This is a genomic window from Xanthomonas populi, from assembly GCF_002940065.1.
In the GTDB taxonomy this organism is placed as follows: domain Bacteria; phylum Pseudomonadota; class Gammaproteobacteria; order Xanthomonadales; family Xanthomonadaceae; genus Xanthomonas; species Xanthomonas populi.
Genome location: NZ_MDEJ01000008.1, coordinates 1 through 23,217, shown reverse-complemented (window position 1 = coordinate 23,217; position 23,217 = coordinate 1). Strand labels below are relative to the sequence as shown.

The window sequence follows — 23,217 nt, the reverse complement described above, 5'->3', positions numbered from 1 at the left end:
ACGCGCTATCTACCTGTTTAGAGTGGTTATTTTTGCAAAAATGCGATGTCTCTCGGATGACTCCGTTAATGGGGACTTTGACGCTCTCTACACTGCTTCACACATGAATGCGCTGTGATGTCAGTTTTCTGCTGCACCGTCCGCTTGTGCCATGACAGCGTGTTTTGTAAAAAACGACTGCGCAGGTCGTTCAGATTCAGCCCGAATCGGCGATAATCCACCCCATGAGCGTCAATCTGAAAACCAAAGAAGAAATCGAACTGATGCGCGTCGCCGGCCGCCTGGCCGCCGAGGTGCTCGATATCGTGGCCCCGCATGTGCAACCGGGCGTGACCACTGCCGAGCTGGACCGCATCTGCCACGACCACATCGTCAACGTGCAGGGCACCATTCCTGCCAACGTCGGTTATCGCGGCTTCCCCAAAAGCGTGTGCACCTCGGTCAATAACGTGATCTGTCACGGCATCCCGAGCGCAGCCAAGATCCTGAAGGAAGGCGACATCGTCAATATCGATGTCACCGTCATCAAGGACGGCTGGCACGGCGATACCAGCCGCATGTATTGCGTCGGCATGCCGTCGGTGATGGCCAAACGCCTTGTGGGCACGACGTATGAGGCGATGTGGCGCGGCATCCGTGCAGTCAAGCCGGGTGCGACGTTGGGCGATGTGGGCCACGCGATCCAGAAGTTCGCCGAAGCCGAGCGTTTCAGCGTGGTGCGCGATTACTGCGGTCACGGCATCGGCAAGGTCTATCACGACGAGCCGCAGGTGATGCATTACGGCCGTCCGGGCGAAGGCCTGGTACTCAAGCCGGGCATGACCTTCACCATCGAGCCGATGATCAACGAAGGCACCTACCACCATAAGACGCTGCCCGACGGCTGGACGGTGGTGACCAAGGACCGCAAGTTGTCCGCGCAGTGGGAACACATGGTCGCAGTGACCGAAGACGGTGTGGATGTGCTGACGCTGTCGCCGAACGCGCCTGCTCTGGTATGACAGTCACGCCGGCGGACCGACCCGACCCGGGTGTCGCCGGCGATGCCGAGTGGGCCGCGCAAGCGCGCCCGCTGCTGGTGCATGCGGACATGCGGCTCTGCAAGCGCTTCGATCAGGGTGAACCGATCGAGCGCCTGGTGGCGTTGCGCGCGCGCACGGTCGATCAATTGACGCGCAGTGCGTGGACGCGCTGCATCCCGGCCGATGCCGGTCTGTCGTTGCACGCCGTCGGCGGTTACGGACGCGGCGAACTGTTTCCGCGTTCGGACGTGGATGTGCTGGTGCTGGGCGAAAGCGCTGTGCAACAACAGCATGAGCAGGCTTTGGCGCGTTTGTTCGCGTTGCTGTGGGATGTGGGATTGCCGATCAGTCATGCAGTACGCTCGCCCACGCAGTGCACCACTGCGGCTGCCGACCAGAGCGTGCTGACCGCATTGATCGAATCGCGCCCGCTGGTTGCGGGAAGCCAGGCGCGCGCGGCATTGGCGGCGGCGATCGCCCCGCAACGGGTGTGGCCGGCGCGCGAATTCTTCCAGGCCAAGCGCGAAGAACTGCTGGCGCGCCATCAGCGCTTTGGCGATACCGCCGACAACCTGGAGCCGGATATCAAGGACGGCCCGGGCGGCTTACGCGATCTGCAGACACTGGGCTGGATGGCGCTGCGCGCGTTCGGCGTCAAGGATCTGGAAGCGCTGGTCGGGCTCGGCCATGTCGGCTTCGACGAGGCAGCAGCGCTGCGGCGCGAGCGTGAAGAACTGGCGCGGCTGCGCTTCGGGTTGCACATCGTCGCCAACCGGCCGGAAGAACGCCTGCGTTTCGACTATCAAAAGGCCCTGGCGCAGCGGCTGGGCTTTGCCGACGACCCGGAAAGCCTGGGCGTTGAAAAGATGATGCAGCGCTTCTATCGCAGCGCTGCGTTAATCCGCCGGATCAGCGACCGTCTGTTGCAGCGCTTCGAAGAGCAATTCGATGGTGAAGCGGTGCCGGAGCCGCTCGGTGGCGGCTTCAGCGTGCGGCGCGGCTACCTGGCTGCCGATGCCGACGACTGGCCGGCCGGCGATGTACTGCAGGTGTTTGCGTTGTTTGCGCAGTGGGCGGCGCATCGCGACGTGCGCGGATTGCATTCGCTGACCGCGCGCGCGCTGGCCGAGGTGCTGCGCGAGTTGCCGGCCTACGACGTGGCTGACGCGACCGCGCGCGACCGTTTCATGGCGCTGCTGCGCGGTCCGCGTGCAATGGAGACGCTCAATCGCATGGCGCGCCTGGGCGTGTTGGGTCAGTGGATTCCCGCATTCGCCAGCGTGTCCGGGCGCATGCAGTTCGACCTGTTCCATGTTTACACAGTGGACCAGCACACGTTGATGGTGCTGCGCAATATCGCGCTGTTTGCCGCCGGTCGCGCCGACGAGCGTTTTTCGATCACCCACGAAGTCTGGCCGCGGTTGCGCAAGCCGGAACTGCTGCTGGCGGGCTTGTTTCACGACATCGCCAAGGGCCGTGGCGGCGATCACTCCGAACTGGGCGCGGTGGATGCGCGCGCGTTCTGCCAGGCGCATCGGCTCAGCGAAGGCGACACCGCATTGGTGGCCTGGCTGGTGGAACAGCATCTGCGCATGTCGGTGACCGCACAGAAGCAGGACATCTCCGACCCGGAGGTGATCCATCGTTTCGCCATGCTGGTCGGCACACGCGAGCGGCTGGATTATCTGTATCTGCTGACCTGCGCCGACATTGCCGGCACCAGTCCAAAATTATGGAATGCGTGGAAGGACCGGCTGCTGGCCGATCTGTATTTCGCTGCGCGCCGCGCGCTGCGCGAAGGTCTGGAACATCCGCCGCCGCGCGAAGAGCGCTTGCGCGAAGCACGTGAGTCCGCACGCGCGCTGATGCAGGCGCAAGGGCACGACGATGCCACCATCGACCGCCAGTTCGCCGGCATGCCTGACGAGAACTTTTTGCGCTTCCGTCCCGAACAACTGGCCTGGCAGGCGGTTTCGCTGATCGAAGTACAGATCGGCCAGACCACAGTTAAGGCGCGCCGCGCAGTGCCGGACAACGACGCATTGGAGGTGTTCGTTTACTCGCGCGACCGCGATGGTTTGTTTTCGGCGATTGTCTCCACGCTGGATCGCAAGGGCTATGGCATCCACCGCGCACGCGTGCTGGACGCGCCGAACGATGCCATCTTCGACGTGTTCGAAGTGCTGCCGCAGGACAGCTCTGCCGATGGCGACCCGCAGCGTCTGGCTGCGGCCTTGCGACAGGTGCTGGCCGGCGATCTGCAAAAGGTGCGTCCCTCGCGGCGTTCGGTGCCACGCCAGCTGCGCCATTTCCGCTTTGCGCCGCGCGTGGAATTCAGTGAAAGCGCTGGCGGCCGCCGCACCCGCATCAGTCTGGTGGCGCCCGATCGCCCCGGCTTGCTGGCCGATGTGGCCAACGTGCTGCGCATGCAACACCTGCGCGTACACGATGCGCGCATTGCCACGTTTGGCGAGCGCGCCGAAGACCATCTCCAGATCACCGACGAGCACGACCTCCCGTTGTCCGAATCCGCCCGGCAGGCGCTGCGCGATGCGCTGTGCGCCTGTCTCGACCCCACCTAGCATCTTTTGGAGACCCCCATGGCTAGCAAGAAGACTGCGCCCAAGCAGAGCGCGACCACGACCAGCGCAGCGCCCGCGCGCGCGACCACGAAAAGCAGCAAGGCGAACGGAAAGCCGAGTGACCGCACGTCGGTCAGCAAGCCGGGCAAGCTGCCTGCCGCGCGCAAGGCCACCGCTGTCGCAGCTGCCGACACCAAGGCTGCTGCCAAGAAACGCGTTGCAAAAAATGTCGTCGCCAGCGCACCGCGTGTGGCCAAGCAGCCGACCACCGTGGTGTCCGCGCCGCTCGCCCAAAAGGCGGCGGCTGCGAAGAAACTGCCGATCGCCGAAAAGGCGGTACAGAGTACTGCAACGCACGTGGGCAATGACGAGCTCAAGTTCGGGATCGAGAGCGCATTCGAGCGCCGCGCCAGCTTGACCAGCGACGAAATCGACGGCTCCACCCGCGCTATCGTCACCCGTGTCATCGACAGATTGGAAAGCGGCGAGTTCCGCGTCGCCGAGCCGGACGGGCAGGGCGGCTGGACCGTCAACGCGTGGTTGAAGAAGGCCGTGCTGCTGTATTTCCGCGTCAATGAGATGGCGGTGATCGAGGCGCAGCCAGCGCCATTCTGGGACAAGGTGGAGTCGCGTTTTGCCGGCTTCAACGAGGCCGAGTTCCGCAAGGCCGGTGTGCGTGTGGTGCCGGGCGCGGTCGCGCGTCGCGGCAGCTATTTCGGCAAGGACGTGGTGCTGATGCCGAGCTTCACCAACATCGGCGCGTATGTCGGCGAAGGCACCATGGTCGACACCTGGGCCACAGTAGGGTCGTGTGCGCAGATCGGCAAGCACTGCCATCTGTCCGGCGGCGCCGGCATCGGTGGCGTGCTCGAACCGCTGCAGGCCAGCCCGACCATCATCGAAGATCATTGCTTCATCGGCGCGCGTTCGGAAGTGGTTGAAGGCGTGGTGGTAGGCCATCACAGCGTGATCGGCATGGGCGTGTTCATCGGCCAGAGCACGCGCATCTACAACCGTGCAACCGGCGAAATTTCCTATGGTTATGTGCCGCCGTATAGCGTGGTTGTGTCCGGGCAGCTGCCGTCCAAGGATGGCTCGCATTCGCTGTATTGCGCGGTGATCGTCAAGCAGGTAGATGCGAAAACGCGTAGTAAGACGAGCGTGAATGAGTTGCTGCGTGGGTTGGCGGATTAAGGTCAGCGCCCAGATGCCTGAGCGATTCGCCCGCATGACAACTGCTTGCAGCTCTCTTCCCTTCTCCCCTCCCACCGGGAGAAGGTGGCGCGTAGCGCCGGATGAGTAGCGCCTCAGAAACGTGTCAGTGCCTGCAACGACAAACGCGTCGCCACGCGCCATCAGGGGTGAATCACCGATCGCTTCGCCGCCGTACCCTCACCCCCGCTCCGCGCGTGCCGTGGTGCGCTTAGGGGAGAGGGGCTTTGCATACTGCATTCTCGGATATTTCGCATGACCACGCTCTACGGATTGAAGAACTGCGACACCTGCCAGAAGGCGACCAAGTGGCTGGACCGCTTCGGCGTGGCCTACACGTTTGTCGATTACCGCGAGTACAAACCCGCGCCGGAGACGCTGTTGGACTGGGCTGGCAAGGCTGGCGGATTCAGTGCACTGATCAACAAGTCGTCGACCACGTGGCGCCAGTTGCACGATAACAAAAAGACGCCCGGTTCGCATGCCGAATGGAAGCTGCTGCTGCGCGAATACCCGCAATTGATCCGCCGCCCGGTGGTGGTGACCGACGATGGTGCGCTCATTCAGGGGTTCTCCGACAACGGGTTCAAGGCAAGGTTCGGCATCGCCTGATAGCGCCATCGCGTCATCGGCTCGCGCATACGTGTGCGTGGCGAGCGCGTCGAAGGCATGCTAGCTGCTAATGCCCGCAGCACAGGTGCATCTCTTTATCGGAAGGACGAGCATGACCAGCGACGTACTGCAACTGACCTGCGACCTGATCGCACGCACCTCGGTGACCCCGGACGATGCCGGCTGTCAGGCTGTGATTGCGCAGCGTCTGAGCGCGGCCGGCTTCGCCTGCGAGCACCTGCGCCTGGGCGAGGTCGACAATCTGTGGGCCACGCATGGCAGCGGTGCGCCGGTGCTGGTGCTGCTCGGGCACACCGATGTGGTGCCGCCGGGTCCGCGCGAGGCATGGACCAGCGATCCGTTCGACCCGCAGATCCGCGATGGTCTGCTACACGGGCGCGGCACGGCCGATATGAAAGGCAGCGTCGCCGCCTTCGTTGTCGCTGCCGAACAATTCGTCGCCGCCCATCCAGAGCACACCGGTACGTTTGCGGTGTTGCTGACCTCCGACGAAGAAGGCGATGCCATCGATGGCGTGCGGCGCGTTGCCGATCTATTCCGCGCGCGTGGGCAAGCGATCGATTGGTGCATCACCGGCGAGCCGTCGTCCACCGAGCGACTGGGCGATCTGCTGCGCGTCGGCCGTCGCGGCAGTTTGTCCGGCACGTTGACCGTCAAGGGCGTGCAGGGGCATGTGGCGTATCCGCACAAGGCACGCAATCCGATCCATCTGGCAGCACCTGCGCTGGCCGAGCTGGTGGCACGGCAATGGGACGCGGGCTTTGAGAGTTTTCCGCCGACCAGCCTGCAGATCTCCAATATTCATGCGGGCACCGGCGCCAATAACGTGATTCCGGGCGAGCTACAGGTGGCCTTCAATCTTCGCTACACCCCGCATTGGGATGCACCGCGACTGGAAGCGGAGATCGCCGCATTGCTGGATCGCCACGCGTTGGCGTATTCGCTGCGCTGGCATCGCAGCGGCGAGCCGTTCTACACCCCGGAAGGGCGCTTGCGCAGCGTTGCGCGTGAGGTGCTGGGCCAGTTTGCTGGCGCGCTGCCGGAAGAGAGCACGGGCGGCGGTACTTCGGATGCGCGCTTTATCGCGCCGCTGGGCGCGCAATGCATCGAAGTCGGCCCGGTCAACGCCAGCATCCACCAGGTCGATGAGCATGTGCGCGTGGCCGATCTGGAGGCTTTGCCGGCGCTGTATCGCACATTGATCGAGCGGCTACTGGTCGAATGATTGACCGTTTGCCACCGTCGTTGCCGCTGAAACAGTTGCGCCATCGAAAACGAACGGTTAGCGTCCAACCCATGGTCATCCACCGAGCCAACCTCAATAACGCCAACCGCACCACGCTGCGCGCGAATAATCGTGCGCAGCCGATGCGGGTCTGCGACTAGGCGACGTACACCAAACGCCTAGGAATCAGAAAACCCGCATCGGCCGATGCGGGTTTTTTTATGGGTGTCATTCTCGTGCAGCACGCTCTCCCACCGGCCGCCAATCCCCGCAGTTTCATCAGGAGTGTTTCCATGTGTTCCATCTTCGGTATTTTCGGCCTGCAACCCGGTGACGATCTGCAGGCATTGCGCCGGCAGGCACTGGAATGTTCGCAGCGGCAGCGCCATCGCGGCCCCGACTGGAGCGGCGTGTATGTCGATACCGGTGCGATTCTGGTGCACGAGCGGCTGGCCATCGTCGACCCGGCCGGCGGCTCGCAGCCGTTGCTGTCCGAAGATGGAGAGCTTGCGCTCGCCGTGAACGGCGAGATCTATAACCATCGCGAGCTCAAACAGGAATTGAAGCAGCCGTACGCATTCCAGACCGGGTCCGATTGCGAGGTGATCAACGCGCTGTATCGCGAAGATGCGCCGGCCTCGTACCTCAATCGCCTCAACGGCATCTTTGCGTTTGCACTGTGGGACAAGGCCGCCGGGCGCGTGATCATCGCGCGCGATCCGATCGGTGTGGTGCCGCTGTACTGGGGCCACGATCGCGAAGGCCGTTTGCGTGTGGCCTCGGAATTGAAAGCCTTGGTGGACGATTGCGCCGATGCCGCGCAATTTCCGCCTGGTCATTGGTACGACAGCGCCACCGGTGTATTGATCCGCTACTACGAGCGCCCCTGGCGCCAATACACCGAAGTGGAAGGCGTGCAGGTGCAGTTGCAGGAATTGCGCGAGGCGTTCGAGCGCGCGGTGCATCGTCAATTGATGACTGACGTGCCCTACGGCGTGCTGCTGTCCGGCGGGCTGGATTCGTCACTGGTCGCCGCCGTGGCCGCGCGCTACGCACGGCATCGCATCGAAGAGAACGACACCACCGAGGCCTGGTGGCCGCGCCTGCATTCGTTCGCGATCGGCTTGAAGGGCTCGCCGGATCTTGCCGCCGCCGAAGTCGCCGCCGCCGCGCTCGGCACCGTGCATCACGGTTTCGAATACACCTTCGAAGAAGGCCTGGATGCGCTGCCCGAGGTGATCCGCCATATCGAGACCTATGACGTCACCACCATTCGCGCCTCCACGCCGATGTTTTTGCTGGCGCGACGCATCAAGGCCATGGGCGTGAAGATGGTGCTCTCCGGCGAAGGCAGCGACGAGATCTTCGGCGGCTATCTGTATTTCCACAAGGCGCCGAACGCGCGCGAATTTCACGAGGAACTGGTACGCAAACTGGATGCGCTCAACAACTACGATTGCCTGCGCGCCAACAAATCGATGATGGCCTGGGGCGTGGAGCCACGCGTGCCGTTCCTGGATCGCGAGTTCCTGGACGTGGCGATGCGCATGGACGCCAGCTTCAAGATGATCGACAAGACCAGCAGTGACGCCACGCGCATGGAAAAGGGCGTATTGCGCGAAGCATTCGCCGGTTATCTGCCTGAGTCGATTCTGTGGCGGCAAAAAGAACAGTTCAGCGATGGGGTAGGCTATGGCTGGATCGATGGACTGAAAGCGCATGCTGCCGCGCATGTGAGCGACCGCGAGCTGGCGGCTGCCGACAAACGCTTCCCGGTCAACCCGCCGCAGACCAAGGAGGCGTATTTTTATCGCACGCTGTTTGCGCAATTTTTCCCCAGCCAGGCGGCTGCGGAGACGGTGCCGGGTGGCAAGTCGATCGCGTGTTCGTCGCCGACCGCTATTGCCTGGGATGCGAGTTTTGCCGCGATGGCCGACCCGTCCGGCCGTGCGATTGCCGGCGTGCACGAACAGGCGCTGGCCTCGTAACCTTAGATCGAATGCAGCGGCCGGCATGCGCTCACGCACTGCCGGCCGCTGTTGCGATCACTCGTGGCGCACGCAGTACCCGTAGCGCTGCGGCTCGATATCCACGCCAGCCACATCGGCCTGGTTGCTGCGCCACAGGTTCGGCTTGAAGTCCGCCGCAGTGCAGTTGGCGGCGCGGTCCACGCCGATGGTGTAGGTGAACGGGTTGCTGGAAAAGCGATTGTTCTCGAACACGTTGTCCTGGCTCATGCTGTTGTCCCAGCACAGGATTTCCGGGGTGCGATAGCGAATGGCGCAGGCCAGAAAGATGCCGGCGACCTTGTTGCCGTCGAACTGGTTGTTGCTGAAGCGGTTGCGCCGCGCATCCGACAGATAGATGCCCTGGCTGCCATTGCGCTCGAAGCGGTTGTTGCGGATTTCGCTGTCTTCCAGGTGCTCGGTGGTCAGGCCTGCCGCCACATTGTCGTGGATATAGTTGTTGACCATCGTGACCTTGGCGGTGCGGTTGAACGACACGCCATCCCAGATCGCACCGGAGACGTCGTTGTTTTCGATGGTGATCTCACGCGTGTCGTACTCGCTTAACAGGCAGGCGCTGCGGCACTTGTTGACCTGCAAGCCGGCAAGCCGGATGCCCTGGCCGGAACGCACCACCACCGCGCTATTGCTCAGATACTGGCGCTCGGGCATGAACTCCTTGTCGCCGGTGCTGGCGACGATCTGCATGTCTTCGATGCTGACGTTGCGGATCACGCCGATCGGCTGTTGATTTTCGTAATCGCCGACAACCAGCGCCGGTTGCTGCACGCCATCGGCCATGCGCAGCACGGTGGTTAGGCCCTTGCCGCGCAGGGTGAGGTTGCCTCGGTGGATCGAGACCAGGCCATTGAGCGGAAATTCGCCTTTTTCCAGGCACAGCACCGCAGGCGTATCGCTTTGCGGGAGCGTGTCGATGGCTTTTTGCAGATCCTGGCCGGGGCGCACTTTGGCGGTGCAGGCGGCGACGGGCGCATCCGGCGGGCCGGATTTGGCGGGTGGCGCGGCCGAGCAGGCGGTCGCAGCAATAAGCAGTGGCAACAGGGCGGAAAGGGAGCGGGCAAGCTGAGGCATGCGGATTCCGGTCAGTGGGGGGAGGGGGCGATGTTGTGGAGATGAGTTCCACATCGCGACGGCCTCTAGTGTGTCCCACCGGACGTTAAGGTCTGGCCGATTCCGGCATGCGTGATTCGGCGCAGGTTCAGTGCATTGCGGTTGTTGAGGCCGCAGCGGTGTGTGCGGCACACCGCTGCGGCCGACGAACGTCACACTTGAAGCAGCCATCAAGATCTAGGCAGGCGCGTTCGCCACGCTTAAAAACTGTAGGCCAACTGCGCATAGATGCGGCGCGGTTCGCCGGGAAAGTGACCGGTGCGCTCGGTGAAACCGCTGACGGCATAGACCTTGTCGAACAGGTTCTTGACATTGACCTGCAGCTTCCACGCATCCCACTGCCTTTGCCAACTGATGTCGAAGATGGCGTACGGCTTGACGCGCTGCCCTTCCAGGCTGAGTCGCTCGCCCACGTAATCGGCACCAAAGGCGATCGCCGAGTTCCAGGCCGGCAGGTCGTAACGCGTCCACAGGCCGAAGGTGTTGCGCGGTGCATTGGCGAAGCGGTCGCCGGAGGCATTGGTGATGCCATTGGTGCCTGCATCGAGCACGCGCGCATCGTTGTAGGCGTAAGTCAGGTTGAGCACCCAGCGTTCGGTGAGGTCGGCCAGCAGATCCACTTCCAGGCCTTCGCTGCGTACCAGGCCGAGGGCGGAGAGTTGATTGACGCCATCGACGATGCTGCCGTTGGCTTGCACGATATTGCTGCGTTCGATGCGATACAGCGCGGTGTTGAGGGTCAGCCCGCCATCGTTGAGCGCAGTCTTCAGGCCGATTTCCCATTGTTTGCTGCGCTCGGGATCGAACAGGCCGCCAACGCTGCTGTCCTGATTTGCCCCATCCTGCGGCAGAAACCCGCTGGCATAACTTGCGTATGCATTGATGCCATCGCGCAGTACGAACGTGCTGCCCACGCGCCAGCTGAGATCGTTGCCGGTGACGCGCGAGCCGTCCAGGCGGTTGTCGTCCTTGAAACCATCCCAACGCAACCCGGCCATCGCAAACCAGCGCGGCGTCAGCGTGAGTTCGTCCTGCAGATATGCGCCGTAGCGCTGGCTGCGGATGCTGGTGGCGCGCCAGGGCAGGCGGTCCAGGCCGTAGTCGTAGAAGCCGCTGCGCCCGTACACCGGGTTGAACAGATCGATGCCCGGCACTGGCCCGCCGACGCGGCCGGTGTCGGCGGTATCTGCAGTCTGCGCGCGGAAATCCGCATCCAGCCGATAGTAGTCCGCGCCCATCAACAGCTTGTGCTCGATCGCGCCGATGCTGGTGCGGAAAATCGCGTTGACGTTGCTGGAGATCGCATCGTTGTCGCGGAACTGATTGCGTAACTGCCGCGTCATCCATTCGGCGGTGCCGTCGCCATCGCGGTCGATCAAGCCCATCGGCTCGTGATAGATCTGATGCTCGTCGTTCTTGAACCAGCGCAGCGCCATGTCCACATCCCACGCATCCGACGGCGCAAAGCGATACTGCGCGAACACCACCTTGGCGCGCATGTCGAGAAAGTCGGTGGACGCGTTGTGGTTCCAGCGGCGGTCGGTAAGGAAGTTGCCATCGTCATCCACCGGCACGCCGCGCAGGCGATTGCCGCCCAGGTTCTGGGTGATGTCGGTGTACTGCAAGGTGAGCTCGCCGGTCTGCCCGATGTCGAACGCCACCGACGCATCGCCGATCTGGCTCTGGCCATCGGTGTTCCAGCGAAAGCCATCTTCGCCATCGGCATAGGCACCCATGCGGTAACGAATGCGGCCGTCTTCGCGTGCCGGGCCGGTGGCTTCGAACGAGGCCGCCCCGAAGGATTGATTGCCCACCTGCAGCTCCACCCGACGCGCGGCCTGATGGCCGGGTTTGCGAGTGACGTAATTGATAACGCCACCGGGTTCGCCGCCGCCGTACAACGCACCGGCCGGGCCTTTGAGTACTTCCACGCGTTCGATGTTGAACAGCTGCGGCACCGAGAAGCCGGCATACGGGTCGCCGCGCAGGCCGTCGTACAGCACGTTTCCCTGGCGAAATCCGCGCAAGGTGACGCCGGCATAGCTGAAGAAACTGATGCCGCTGATGCTGCGATACAGATCAGTGATTTGACGTGCTGCCTGGTCGTCGATCAACTCGCGCGGCAGCACCTGCACCGATTGCGGCACCAGCGCCAGCGGCGTGTCGGTGCGCGTGGCCACCGCCGCGTCTTCAGACTTGTAGAGCGTCTGTGCACGGCCGATGACGTCGACGCCATCGAGTTCGGTGATGGCGGGCGAGGTGCTGGTGTGTTTGGCGAAAGCGGATTGCGAAGGCAGGGCGAGCGCACAGGTAAGCGCGGTGACAAGGAGCGTGGGGCGCATTGGTCACTAATGGGAATGGTTATCAAATGCATCTTAGCATGAGGTGCTCGCTTCATCACATGGATTGGCAGATGTGCGCAGTTGTGGATGTGTAGACATGCAGATGTGCAAGACGCAGAACGCAGAAGTGCAGAAGTGCAGAGGCATCCCTTCTCCCACCGGGAGAAAGTGCCCGAAGGGTGGATGAGGATGCGGGCGAAGCCTCGTGCCGTTTGTCATGCAGGAAGCCGCGTGAAGCTAGTGCAGGATGAGCCGCATCGCCTGCCATCGGTCGCATGGCGGGCGCCCGTACCCTCACCCCAACCCCCTCTCCCGCAGCAGGAGAGGGGCTAACGCAGCTCAACTAAGCTTTTTGCTTTGGTCGAAACCCGTATCGACCGTCAAAACCCGTATCGATGCCTAATTTGGCTGCAATCGCAGCGTGTAGCGGGTAGCAGTCGGCAGAAATGGGGTGGGCCGGCCATGCACCCAATCGTCATGCCCGGCGCCCCAGAACGGCGACAACGGATGTCCGCTCTGGCCACCCGGCATATGCACGATGCCGTCGCGTTCGTGGCCGGGGGAGACCACCATGCGTTCGGACGCGCCGAAGGCCGGGCCTTGGACGCGCGGCATGTCGCGATCGCCGGGGAGTTGGTCGGGCGGCATGCACAGCCAGCGCTTGGCGAGGTCAGGCAAGGCGCGCGCGATTGGGTGGCAGATCGCGGCGGTATTGCGCTCGCCCCAGGTACGCCCGCTCAAGGGGCCGTCCTGAGCAGCTAAATCCGTCTGCGCACTGCGTGCAGCATCGGTAAGCAACTGATCCCAACTGGTGTACGTGGGCGGCAACAAATGTGCAGGGCGCTGCTGCAGCATCGGCCAGACGATGCCTTCCAACTGCGCGCGACGCGGCGGCAGAAAGTCATCGCCAAGCGCAGCGTTTGCCGGTGCCAGCAGGCCGGCTTCCACGGCATCGATGGTCATGCTGCGAAAACCGCGCACGATGCGATAGCTCACCGAGCCGGTGGACGCATGCCCGTCCCACTGCCGCGTGGCGACTTCGATCTGTTGCAGCGCCGGGTCCTTGCTGTGTTCGACCATGCTGCGCAACAACTGCCACCAACGCGTGAGCAGCACGGCGCGATCGTCGAGCTGGATGGCAAGCAGATCCAGTTCGTTGAAACGCTGTTTGGCGAACAAATCGTCGCGGATCTGCTGCCCGCGTGCGCCCAGGTCGTAGCCGGCATTGCCGAGTGTGGCCAGCTGCTGCGCAGCGAAGATGCGGCTGTTGGCGGTCCAGAGCCGGTGTGAGGGTGGGTCGATCAAGGCGGGTGCATCGTCGCTGCGCACCGGCCATGGCACGCAGCCAGTGGGCGCAGGTTCGGAGGCGACCGCGCCGGCAGTCGAAGGCAACGCCTCGTTCGACTCCTGCGCCGAGGTCGCAAGTTCGGCAATGCCACTCGGGCTGCACCCCGGATTGCGCAGCGGGCGTGCGCCGATCAGCCGCCAGGCGATGCGCCCGCTGCGGTCGGCCAGCAACAGATTCTGCGCGGGAATGCCCGAGCGATCGGCCACCGCAAAAGCCGCCTGCAGATCCGCCGCGCTGCTCATCTGCGCGAAATCCAGACGGATCGCACCGGGAAGCTGTGCTGCCCAGCGCAGTGCGAGCAGGCTGCCATCAAGGTTCTGATGCAGGACCGGCCCCCAGACCGTCTCGCGCACTGGAAAGCGCACCGGCGAAGCGCCGGCCACATGAATCGTTTCGACATACGTGGTGAGCGCTTGCGGATGCCCGGGCGTGGCTGGCGCAATCCGCGCGAAATCCGCCGTATCGATATAGCTGTTGGTGAACGCCCAGGCCACGTGCCCATTGCTGCCGACCACCACCGCCGGCAGGCCGGGCAGGGTGAAGCCGGTGACATCCACCTTGCCCTCGGGCGCGCTGATATCCGGATACCGCAAGCGCGCGCGGAACCAGATGTTGGGCGCACGCAGGCCCAGATGCATATCGTCGGCGACGATGGCGCGGCCGTCGCGGGTGAGGCTGCCGTCCACGGCGAAGTTGTTGCTGCCCGGGGTCGGTTGTTCGGCGCGTGGTGCAGCGGCTGGATGCGGCAAACGCCGCAGATCCAGCGTCGCCGCATCCGGAAGTACCGCATCGCCCAGTGCCGGCCCGAACAGCGGTGCATCCCAGCTGGAGCCCTGATGATCGAGCAGCGCCGCCAGCGCGGGCGGCACCACCGCGCGGATACGTGCGCTGGCCAGTTCGGTCTGGTTGTCGTTGTCCTGCAGGTCGGCGTACATCGCCATGCCGGTGAGGATGGAATCGTCCAGCGTCCAGGCGCGCGGCGTCTGCCGCAGCAGCAGGTACGGCCATGGACGCACGCGCAAGGCCGCCAGCCCCGCATTCACGCCGTCGGTATAGGCCTGCAATGCTGCGCGCTGGCTGCCTGCAGCGATGTCCAGGCTGGCATGCACGCGTGCGCGCAACCGATGCACGCGGTTGCGTTTGTCCAGGTCCAACGCTGCCGCGCCAAATAGCTCGGACAACTCGCCGGCCGGCGCGCGGCGCATCAGATCCATCTCGAAGTAGCGCTCCTGCGCGTGCACATAGCCGAGCGCGCGCATGGCATCGACCTGACTGGCCGCATCGATGGTGACCACGCCCAATCGGTCGCGCTGCACGCTGACCACCGCCGCCAGTCCGGTGAGGGCGCTGTCGCCATCCAGCTGCGGCAGGCTGCCACGCAGCAGCAGATAAATAGTCAACGTGGCTACCACCGCCAGCACCACGATTCCCAGCAACAGCCGGCCCAGCCATGTGCGCATTGTCGATTCCTTGAGCTCGGTCGAAGTGTGGCGCGCCGTCATGACCGTGGCGGGTCTGGTCGCAACGCAACTGAAAGTGATTCCGATTAGATCATTGTCCGGCGGCTTAGGGCACCATGCGCGCATTGCGTTGCTGGAGCACACCATGAAAGGCCATCCCGAAGTCGTCGATTACCTCAAGCAGCTGCTGCGCGGCGAGCTGGCGGCACGCGACCAGTATTTCCTGCATTCGCGCCGTTACGAAGATCAGGGACTGATGGCGCTGTACGAGCGCATCAATCACGAGATGCAGGAAGAAACCGAGCACGCCGACGCGCTGCTGCGGCGCATCCTGTTTCTGGAAGGCGACCCGGACATGCGGCCGTCGGAGTTTGCGCCAGGCAAAACCGTGGTGGAGATGCTTGAGCGCGACCTGGTGGTGGAATACGAAGTGCGCGCCAATCTGGCCGCCGGCATGAAGCTGTGCGAAGAGCATGGCGATTACGTCAGCCGCGACATGCTGCTCAAGCAGCTGCAGGACACCGAAGAAGATCACGCCTGGTGGCTGGAGCAGCAGCTAGGCCTGATCAAGCGCATTGGCCTGGAGTTGTACCAGACCTCGAAGATCGACAAGGGCCACGTGGCCGGCTGAGTCGGGCGACTGGGCGCTGCGCAGCCGAAGAGCTGGCGCAGCACAGGTTCGCAGTCGGCAGGTGCCTCGCTGTGCATCGCATTGCTGCGCGGCCTGCGTCATCTGCCGGCAGTCTGCTGCGGTGTTGCTTTGCGCATTACGCGCGTGTGCGGAACCACCGCGTGGTGCAAGGTCACGCGGTCTTGATCGGCTTGCGACTTGCGCATTGTGCGACGCATGCAACGGCCGACTGATGCGAAGGCAGCAGCGTTCGGGCGCGACAGCGCGTTCGAACGCGATCGTCAGTTACGTTGCAGGCGATACACCCCGGTCGACAGTGCGGTAACGCCATCGGCACGGAAGCGCGGCTCCTGATCCAGGATGTCGCGGTGTTCCAACGCCTGCACCTGCCACTGCGCGTCGAACAATGCGTGTACCTCGGCGGCATCCACCGAGAAGGGTGGGCCGGCTTTTTCGGCTTGCGGATAGTCCAACGTGATCAGCAGACCGCAGCAGCCGGTGGGCAGGCGCGCATAGACGGTCTCCAGATAGCGCCGACGTAGCGCCGCAGGCAGGGCGATCAATGCAGCGCGGTCATAGACAGCGCTGCAATCGGCCAGCACGCTTGCGTCCAGTGCAAAGGCATCGCCGCAGATGATTTCGATCGGGCCGGCAATAAAGTGCTCGCCGGCGCTGCTGGTGTGTCGCTGCGGTCGCAGGCCTGCGTCATCGAAGAACTGCGTGACGGCCAACGGCGATACTTCCACACCCAGCACGCGATGGCCTTGCGCGGCCAACCAATGCATATCCAGTGTCTTGCCGCACAACGGCACCAGCACGCGGGCAGCCTTCGGCAACTGCAACGCCGGCCAATGCTTTTGCAGTAGCGGCATCACCTCGTCCTGATGGAAGCCGGTCTGACCGTCCTGCCACCGCTGCAGCCAGAAATCTGTGTCCATGATGTTGTCTTGTTGTCTTGCGTTGACCAGTGATGTGATGGCGAAAATAGGAGTGATATTGCCGCTCGAAAGGAGCCGATCAGACCGCAACGCATCGCACAGCTGCCTGGCAGACACCGCGCGCAACCACGCACACCGACCATCTTGATTGGTTCTTGCCCGCCCACCGTCGCGGGACCTTACGCGGCATGGATGCCGCGTAAGAGCCTACATGGATGTACTTGCGGCGTGTCCCGCGATGGTGGGCGGGCAAGGGCCCTGCAGCCAAGCCGCAGATCATCCGCTCTACAACCGACGCATCCGCACCGTTCGATGACCTCTCAAGGCGACGCAGAGCTTGAGCTTCAGCGTCGTTTTGATGTTCCAAGCCGAACTAATCGAGGGCGCGACGACAGCATCGAACGCGCCGCCGCGCGTCGCTTAGGTGAACAAGCGTTACTGCACTTCCAGTCCATCTACTTTCTGCCACCCGCGCGGCAACAACGCCCCACGACTCGCACGCGTGCCCACATACGTCTCCAGATCCTTGAACGACAGGCTCATGGTGCGTGCGCCGCTGCGCACCAACAGCGTGTTGCCCGGTGCCACCGCCACCACCGCGACCACGCGCTCGGTGCCGAGTTTGGCCTTGGGGATCTCGATGATCTTGTTGCCTTTGCCCTTGTCCAGCTCGGGCACATCGCTGGCCGGCACCGCCAGTAGATTGCCGGCGCTGGTGACAGCGACAATGCGGTCGGTCTGCGGGTTGGTGACTTGTGCCGGCGTGAGTACCTGCGCGCCGGTGGTCAGGTTGAGCATCGCCTTGCCGGCCTTGTTGCGGCCGGTGAGGTTTTCGAAGCGGGTGACGAAGCCGTAGCCGTGCGATGAAGCGAGCACGAAGCGGGTGGTGTTGTCGGCGCTGGCCATGACCTGGAACGAAGCGCCGGTGGCCGGCGAAAAACGTCCGGTCAACGGTTCGCCATTGCCACGCGCCGAGGGCAGGGTATGCACCGCAGTCGAATAGGCGCGGCCTTCCGAATCCAGGAACGCCACTTGATGGGTACTGCGGCTGCGCACTGCGGTGAGCAAGCTGTCGCCATCGCGGTAGGACATGCCGGCCGGATCCACTTCATGGCCCTTGGCCGCGCGCACCCAGCCCTTTTCCGACAACACCACGGTCATCGGTTCGCTGGCGACCATCTCGGTTTCGTCGATCGCCTGCGCCGCGCCACGCTGCACCAGTGGCGAGCGACGCGCGTCGCCGAACTTCTTGGCGTCGGCAGTGAGTTCGTCCTTGATCAGCTTCTTCAACTTGGTCTTGCTTTCGAGAATGGCCAGGAGTTGCGCGCGCTCCTTGGCGAGCGCTTCCTGCTCGCCGCGGATCTTTATTTCTTCCAGGCGCGCCAGCTGGCGCAGCTTGGTTTCCAGAATGTATTCGGCCTGTTCCTCGCTGAGTGCGAACTTGGCCATCAGCACCGGCTTGGGTTCGTCCTCGCTGCGGACGATGCGGATCACTTCGTCCAGATTGAGGAAGGCGATCAACAAGCCTTCCAACAGGTGCAGGCGACGCTCGACCTTCTGCAGGCGATGGTTGAGGCGGCGGGTGACGGTGTCGCTGCGGAAGGTCAGCCACTCGCTCAGTAACTGGCGCAGATTCTTGACCTGCGGGCGGCCATCCGGACCGATCACATTGAGGTTGACGCGGTAGCTGCGCTCAAGATCGGTGGTGACGAACAGGTGGCCCATCAGCTGTTCGGCATCGACGCGGTTGGAACGCGGCACCATCACCACCCGCACCGGGCTGGTGTGGTCGGATTCGTCACGGATGTCTTCCAGCCACGGCAGCTTCTTGGCGCGCATCTGCTGGGCGATCTGTTCGATCACCTTGGATGGCGATACCTGATACGGCAGCGCGTCGATGACGATGTTGGCGTGTTCTTTCTTGTAGGTGGCGCGTGCACGCACGCTGCCATGGCCGGTCTCGTAGATCGCGCGCAGGTCGGCGATGGGGGTGATGATTTCGGCAGTGGTGGGGTAGTCCGGGCCGAGCACGTGCTCGCACAGTTCGGCAACCGTGGCATCGGGGTTGTCGAGCAGGCGCAGCAGCGCGCTGACAATCTCATTGAGGTTATGCGGCGGCACGTCGGTGGCCATGCCCACCGCAATGCCGGTGGTGCCGTTGAGCAGCAGGTGCGGCAGGCGCGCCGGCAACCAGGTCGGCTCTTCCAGGGTGCCATCGAAGTTGGCCGCCCAATCGGTGGTGCCCTGGCTGATTTCGCCCAGCAGTACCTCAGCGATCGGGGTCAGCTTGGATTCGGTGTAACGCATCGCCGCGAACGACTTGGGGTCGTCGGTTGAGCCGAAGTTGCCCTGGCCTTCGATCAGCGGGTAACGGTACGAAAACGGCTGCGCCATCAGTACCAGCGCCTCGTAGCAGGCGCTGTCACCATGCGGATGGTACTTACCGATCACATCGCCCACGGTACGCGCGGATTTCTTCGGCTTGGCGGCCGCGTTCAGGCCCAGCTCGCTCATCGCGAAGATGATGCGCCGCTGCACCGGCTTCAGGCCGTCGCCCAGGAACGGCAGGGCGCGGTCGAGCACCACGTACATGGAGTAGTCGAGATAGGCGCGTTCGGCGTATTCGCGCAGCGGCAACTGCTCAAAGCCATGGAAGGTGGGGCGGGTCAGATCGGTCATTGCGAAGCCAGGTCCTACGTAAAGAGAAACCCGCGCGCCAGGCGCGAGCTCGAAGAGCGCCGATTATCCGGATGCGGCGGGGGATGCCAAGCCGCGCGCGTGGGTGCCGGCCAGATATCGCGTGGGCGGGGCGCCGAAATGGCGGTGGAAGACGCTGACGAAAGCACTGGGCTGCTGTAGCCGAGCTGGTCGGCAGCCTGTGCGACTGCGCTGCCCTGGCTGAGCCGGCGTAGGCCCTCGGTCAGCCGCGCCTGTTGACGCCATTGCGCAAAACTCAGCCCGGTCTCGTCGCGGAAATGCCGGCTCAGGCTGCGCGGCGACAGCCCGCCCCAGTCGGCCCAGGCGTCGAGTGGGCGCGGGTCGGCGGGGTTGTCGAGCAGCTGGCGGTCGATGCGCAGCAGCCGGCGGTCGGCCGGCATGGGCAGGTGCAGGTGGTCGATCTGCGCATGGCATAGTTCGTCCAGCAACACCGCAGCCAGTCGTTGCCGGGCGGCATCCAGCGGCTGGTCCAGAGGCCAGCAGGATGCGCGCATGATGACTTCGCGCGCAAGCCCGGTCAGTCGGATCAACTTGCCTTGTGCTGGCAGGGCGGCGCAGGCATCCGGCCGCACCACCAAACCCCAGCCGCGCATCGGCCCTGCCAGTTCCACGGTGTGCTGCTGGCCGGCGGCATCCAGCCGGCGCAGCCCTGTGGCAGCGACAGGTTGCCCTGCTCGGTATGCACGGTCAGCATGCCGTGCTCCACCTACATCAGCTGGCCGCGCACATGCGCGTGCTGGGCGGTCTCCGGCGCCCACACTGCGTGCAGATCGGCCAGAAATGCGATCACTTCCGGGCCATCTGCCCACTCGAAGCTGGCGCGCACGCCCGGCGGCAGGGTATCGACCGTCGCTGGCGAGTTTTCGATATTCATTGGCGAAATTTTATTACAAGGTCAGCCAACCCTCCGCGTATCGTGCCGATCCTTGTTGGCATTTTAATACCTTTAAATATATTGTCGTTGACAAATATATTTTTCGGAACAATATGACCCGCCATGAGTGACCTCTCTTCCTCCTGGCCATCGTTCGGCCTGCTGTTGCGCCAGGTGCGCGACGCGCTGATGCGGCAGCTCGATACCGAGATCAAGGGCGAACTGCCCGACTTCGGTTTCAGCCACTACGTCGGTCTAAAAATGCTGGCGGTGCGTTCGCCATGCACGGCCAACGCACTGGCGCTGGCGCTGGACCAGACCCCGAGCGCGGTCACCCGCCTGCTCGACAAGCTCGAAGCGCTCGGCGCGGTGCGCCGCGAGCCGCATGCGCAGGACCGGCGCGCGCTGCAGATCGTCATGACCGAACAGGGCGTGGCGTTGTGGGAGCGACTGAAGCTGCGCGGCGAACGCGCCATCGAGCACGGCCTGCGCGATCTGGCCGCGCCCGAGCGCGAGCAACTTACCTCTCTTCTCATCCGTGTCCGCGATGCACTCAACGCATGAACGCTGCTAATTCTTCGATCCAGATAGGGCGCCGTGCTGGAACCGGGCGTGCTGTATGCCGAGCGCACCTTGGCACAGGCCCCTCTCAGCCCGGCAGCGTGGCCGGCCAGCGATTGGTGGCGTGCCTTGGGCGATCCGCAATTGAACGCGCTGATTGCCGAAGGCCTGCAACACAGCCCCAGCCTGGCCGCGGCCGATGCGCGCTTGCGCCAGGCGCAGGCACGCATCGGCACCGCGCAGGCCGATCGCGGCCCGAGCCTGTCGGTGTCCGGCGGCTATGCCGGCGTGCAGTTGCCCGAATCGATGGTGGGCGACGAACGCGGCGGCAAATTCGGCGGCAATGGCCAGGTGGTGCTGGATTTCCGCTACGGCGTGGACCTGTGGGGCGGCAAGCGCGCCGCCTGGGAAGCGGCGGTGGACCAGGCGCATGCGTCCGAGGTGGATGCGCAGGCGGCGCGCCTGAACCTGTCGGCGGCAATCGCCGAAGCCTATGCCCAGCTCGACTACGCGTGGCGCCTGCACGATGTGGCCAACGATGAGTTGACGCGCGCGCAGAAGACACTGGACCTCACCCGGCAACGTCGCGGCGCCGGCATCGACAGCGAACTGCAGGTGCGTCAGTCGCAGGCGCGCGTGCCGGCTGCGCAACAGCAGCTGCAATCGGCGCAGCAGCAGATCGACCAGGCGCGCACGGCGCTGGCCGCGTTGGTCGGGCAGGGCCCGGACCGCGGGCTGGGCCCTGCCCGTCCCACCTTGAGCAGCGCAGGCGCGCTGCAATTGCCAAGCGCGCTGCCGGCCGAACTGTTGGGGCGGCGCCCGGATGTGGTCGCCGCGCGCTGGCGCGTGGAGGCTGCCGACAAGAACATTGCGGCCGCCAAGACGCGCTTCTATCCCAGCTTCAACATCACCGCGCTGGGCGGGCTGGTGAACCGGGATGTCGGCCAGTTGCTGGAAAACGCGTCTCTGTTCGGCGTGGTCGCTCCTGCATTGAGTTTACCGATCTTCGACGGCGGCAAGCTGCGCGCCAATCTGGCCGGCAGCGATGCGCAGTACGACCTGGCGGTGACCGACTACAACCAGAAGGTGCTCGATGCGCTGCGCGAGGTGGCCGACCAGGTCAACGCGGTGCGTTCGCTGGGGCAGCGCGCACGCGCGCAGGACTAGGCCGTGCAGACCGTCACTGCCGCCTTCGATCTCGCACAGCAGCGCTACCGCGCCGGCATCGGCAGCTAGCTGGAAGTGCTCAGCGTGCAGGAGCAATTGCTCACCGCACGCCAGCGCATGGCCAGCCTGCAATCGCAACACCTGTTGGCCTCGGTGAGGTTGCAGCGCGCCCTGGGCGGCGGATTCACGCCGGAATTTGCGCGCGATACCGCACACGCCGCGACCACTTCCGCACAACCGAATTTTCTGAGACAGCGACAATGAGCCAGACCACTGCAACTTCTCCCCCACCCACGCCGGCCGCGCCGAGCAGGCGCCGCATGCTGCTGCGCATCGTGGCCATTGCGGTGATCCTGGCGATCATCGCGGTGGTGGCGTGGTACTTCCTGATCGGCCGCTGGCACGAGGACACCGACGACGCCTACGTGCAGGGCAACCAGGTGCAGATTACCCCGATGGTGGGTGGCACCGTGGTCAGCATCGGCGCCGAAGACGGCATGCGCGTGGAGCGTGGCCAGTTGCTGGTGCAGCTGGACCCGGCCGACACCGCGGTCGCGTTGCAGCAGGCCGAAGCCAACCTGGCCAAGACCGTGCGTCAGGTGCGTGGTCTGTATCGCAGCGTGGAAGGTGCGCAAGCCGAATTGTCTTCGCGTGAGGTCACGTTGCGCAGTGCACGCGCCGACGTCGCACGGCGTAAGAACTTGGCTGCCAGCGGCGCGATTTCCAACGAAGAACTGGCGCATGCCCGCGACGAACTCTCCGCTGCCGAAGCCGCCGTCAGCGGTTCGCGCGAGAGCTTCGAGCGGAATCGTGCATTGGTAGACGACAACACGGTGGCCAATCAGCCGGACGTGCAGACCGCCGCCGCGCAGCTGCGTCAGGCCTATCTCAACCATGCGCGCACCGGTGTGATTGCGCCGGTATCCGGTTACGTGGCGCGTCGTTCGGCGCAGCTGGGCCAGCGTGTGCAGCCCGGTAGCGTGCTGATGGCGGTGGTGCCGCTGGAGCAGGTGTGGGTGGAAGCCAACTTCAAGGAAACCCAGCTCAAGCACATGCGTCTGGGTCAGCCGGTGGAGCTGCATTCGGATCTGTACGGCGGCGGCGTTGACTATACCGGCCGCATCGAAAGCCTGGGCCTGGGCACCGGCAGCGCGTTCTCGCTGCTGCCGGCGCAAAACGCCAGCGGCAACTGGATCAAGATCGTGCAGCGCGTGCCGGTGCGCATCGCGGTGGATGCCAAGCAACTGGCGGGTAACCCGCTGCGCATTGGCTTGTCGATGAAGGTTGAGGGGCACCTCGAACAACCAAGTCGTAGCCGTGGTGACACGCACTGGATGATGACCATACCTTCAAAAAATCAGCGATCT

Annotated in this window: 14 protein-coding genes and 2 pseudogenes; 10 read left to right on the top strand and 6 right to left on the bottom strand. The window is 64.1% G+C overall.

What is annotated here, in order from left to right:
* Positions 1–224 precede the first annotated feature (224 nt).
* The 6 genes from map to asnB all read left to right on the top strand — a co-directional run bounded on the left by map (position 225) and on the right by asnB (position 8,662).
* Positions 225–1,001 (top strand): type I methionyl aminopeptidase, encoded by a 777-nt coding sequence (map, locus tag XpopCFBP1817_RS02415; RefSeq protein ID WP_128415831.1) that lies wholly within the window; start codon positions 225–227, stop codon positions 999–1,001.
* Positions 998–3,604: a [protein-PII] uridylyltransferase gene (locus XpopCFBP1817_RS02410; protein ID WP_128415830.1), complete on the top strand. Its 2,607-nt coding sequence runs from the start codon at positions 998–1,000 to the stop codon at positions 3,602–3,604. The genes map and XpopCFBP1817_RS02410 overlap by 4 nt, the downstream gene beginning before the upstream one ends.
* Positions 3,605–3,622: 18 nt before the next feature.
* A complete protein-coding gene (dapD, locus tag XpopCFBP1817_RS02405) occupies positions 3,623–4,798 on the top strand; it encodes a 2,3,4,5-tetrahydropyridine-2,6-dicarboxylate N-succinyltransferase (protein WP_128415829.1) in 1,176 nt (391 codons plus the stop codon).
* A 273-nt stretch (positions 4,799–5,071) separates the two neighbouring features.
* The gene (locus tag XpopCFBP1817_RS02400) at positions 5,072–5,428 is read left to right on the top strand and encodes a Spx/MgsR family RNA polymerase-binding regulatory protein (RefSeq protein ID WP_128415828.1); all 357 of its coding nucleotides are present in this window, start codon (positions 5,072–5,074) and stop codon (positions 5,426–5,428) included.
* A gap of 112 nt (positions 5,429–5,540) precedes the next feature.
* The gene (dapE, locus tag XpopCFBP1817_RS02395) at positions 5,541–6,674 is read left to right on the top strand and encodes a succinyl-diaminopimelate desuccinylase (protein ID WP_128415827.1); all 1,134 of its coding nucleotides are present in this window, start codon (positions 5,541–5,543) and stop codon (positions 6,672–6,674) included.
* A 293-nt stretch (positions 6,675–6,967) separates the two neighbouring features.
* Positions 6,968–8,662, top strand: a complete 1,695-nt coding sequence (gene asnB, locus XpopCFBP1817_RS02390; RefSeq protein WP_128415826.1) for an asparagine synthase B — start codon at positions 6,968–6,970, stop codon at positions 8,660–8,662.
* A gap of 57 nt (positions 8,663–8,719) precedes the next feature.
* On the opposite strand, the gene hpaM is transcribed toward asnB, so the two are convergent.
* From hpaM to XpopCFBP1817_RS02375, 3 genes are all read right to left on the bottom strand, one after another.
* Complete coding sequence (gene hpaM, locus XpopCFBP1817_RS02385; protein ID WP_167393790.1) at positions 8,720–9,772, bottom strand: type III secretion-associated outer membrane-bound protein HpaM; 1,053 nt, start codon at positions 9,770–9,772, stop codon at positions 8,720–8,722.
* Positions 9,773–10,011: 239 nt separating this feature from the next.
* Positions 10,012–12,153 carry a TonB-dependent siderophore receptor gene (locus XpopCFBP1817_RS02380; RefSeq protein WP_128415824.1) on the bottom strand — a complete coding sequence of 714 codons (2,142 nt, stop codon included), beginning with the start codon at positions 12,151–12,153 and terminating at the stop codon, positions 10,012–10,014.
* A 399-nt stretch (positions 12,154–12,552) separates the two neighbouring features.
* A complete protein-coding gene (locus tag XpopCFBP1817_RS02375; RefSeq protein WP_128415823.1) occupies positions 12,553–14,961 on the bottom strand; it encodes a penicillin acylase family protein in 2,409 nt (802 codons plus the stop codon).
* 145 nt (positions 14,962–15,106) lie between these two features.
* Between XpopCFBP1817_RS02375 and bfr the strand changes: the two genes are divergently transcribed.
* Positions 15,107–15,592, top strand: a complete 486-nt coding sequence (bfr, locus tag XpopCFBP1817_RS02370) for a bacterioferritin (protein WP_128415859.1) — start codon at positions 15,107–15,109, stop codon at positions 15,590–15,592.
* A 281-nt stretch (positions 15,593–15,873) separates the two neighbouring features.
* Here bfr and XpopCFBP1817_RS02365 read toward each other — a convergent pair whose 3' ends face one another.
* The 3 genes and pseudogenes from XpopCFBP1817_RS02365 to XpopCFBP1817_RS22505 form a co-directional block, all read right to left on the bottom strand.
* Entirely contained in the window at positions 15,874–16,530 is a 657-nt protein-coding gene (locus XpopCFBP1817_RS02365; protein WP_128415822.1) for a thiopurine S-methyltransferase, read from the bottom strand.
* Positions 16,531–16,965: 435 nt separating this feature from the next.
* Positions 16,966–19,209, bottom strand: coding sequence for a DNA topoisomerase IV subunit A (gene parC, locus XpopCFBP1817_RS02360; protein WP_128415821.1), 2,244 nt, complete (start codon positions 19,207–19,209; stop codon positions 16,966–16,968).
* Positions 19,210–19,272: 63 nt separating this feature from the next.
* Positions 19,273–20,122 (bottom strand): annotated as a pseudogene (locus tag XpopCFBP1817_RS22505) (AraC family transcriptional regulator).
* 123 nt (positions 20,123–20,245) lie between these two features.
* Between XpopCFBP1817_RS22505 and XpopCFBP1817_RS02350 the strand changes: the two are divergent.
* The 3 genes and pseudogenes from XpopCFBP1817_RS02350 to XpopCFBP1817_RS02340 form a co-directional block, all read left to right on the top strand.
* Positions 20,246–20,686, top strand: a complete 441-nt coding sequence (locus tag XpopCFBP1817_RS02350) for a MarR family winged helix-turn-helix transcriptional regulator (RefSeq protein ID WP_128415820.1) — start codon at positions 20,246–20,248, stop codon at positions 20,684–20,686.
* Between the two features lie 27 nt (positions 20,687–20,713).
* A pseudogene (locus tag XpopCFBP1817_RS02345) lies at positions 20,714–22,114 on the top strand (efflux transporter outer membrane subunit); the annotation flags it as partial.
* Positions 22,111–23,217: HlyD/EmrA/EmrK family protein (locus XpopCFBP1817_RS02340; protein WP_244171040.1), on the top strand; the 1,107-nt coding region annotated here is incomplete at its 3' end. The pseudogene XpopCFBP1817_RS02345 and the gene XpopCFBP1817_RS02340, both read left to right, overlap by 4 nt.

Bases quoted from the DNA above. Each gene is read 5' to 3' on its own strand.
- map (WP_128415831.1), top strand. From the start codon at position 225: ATGAGCGTCAATCTGAAAACCAAAGAAGAAATCGAACTGATGCGCGTC.
- XpopCFBP1817_RS02410 (WP_128415830.1), top strand. From the start codon at position 998: ATGACAGTCACGCCGGCGGACCGACCCGACCCGGGTGTCGCCGGCGAT.
- dapD (WP_128415829.1), top strand. From the start codon at position 3,623: ATGGCTAGCAAGAAGACTGCGCCCAAGCAGAGCGCGACCACGACCAGC.
- XpopCFBP1817_RS02400 (WP_128415828.1), top strand. From the start codon at position 5,072: ATGACCACGCTCTACGGATTGAAGAACTGCGACACCTGCCAGAAGGCG.
- dapE (WP_128415827.1), top strand. From the start codon at position 5,541: ATGACCAGCGACGTACTGCAACTGACCTGCGACCTGATCGCACGCACC.
- asnB (WP_128415826.1), top strand. From the start codon at position 6,968: ATGTGTTCCATCTTCGGTATTTTCGGCCTGCAACCCGGTGACGATCTG.
- hpaM (WP_167393790.1), bottom strand. From the start codon at position 9,772: ATGCCTCAGCTTGCCCGCTCCCTTTCCGCCCTGTTGCCACTGCTTATT.
- XpopCFBP1817_RS02380 (WP_128415824.1), bottom strand. From the start codon at position 12,153: ATGCGCCCCACGCTCCTTGTCACCGCGCTTACCTGTGCGCTCGCCCTG.
- XpopCFBP1817_RS02375 (WP_128415823.1), bottom strand. From the start codon at position 14,961: ATGCGCACATGGCTGGGCCGGCTGTTGCTGGGAATCGTGGTGCTGGCG.
- bfr (WP_128415859.1), top strand. From the start codon at position 15,107: ATGAAAGGCCATCCCGAAGTCGTCGATTACCTCAAGCAGCTGCTGCGC.
- XpopCFBP1817_RS02365 (WP_128415822.1), bottom strand. From the start codon at position 16,530: ATGGACACAGATTTCTGGCTGCAGCGGTGGCAGGACGGTCAGACCGGC.
- parC (WP_128415821.1), bottom strand. From the start codon at position 19,209: ATGACCGATCTGACCCGCCCCACCTTCCATGGCTTTGAGCAGTTGCCG.
- XpopCFBP1817_RS02350 (WP_128415820.1), top strand. From the start codon at position 20,246: ATGAGTGACCTCTCTTCCTCCTGGCCATCGTTCGGCCTGCTGTTGCGC.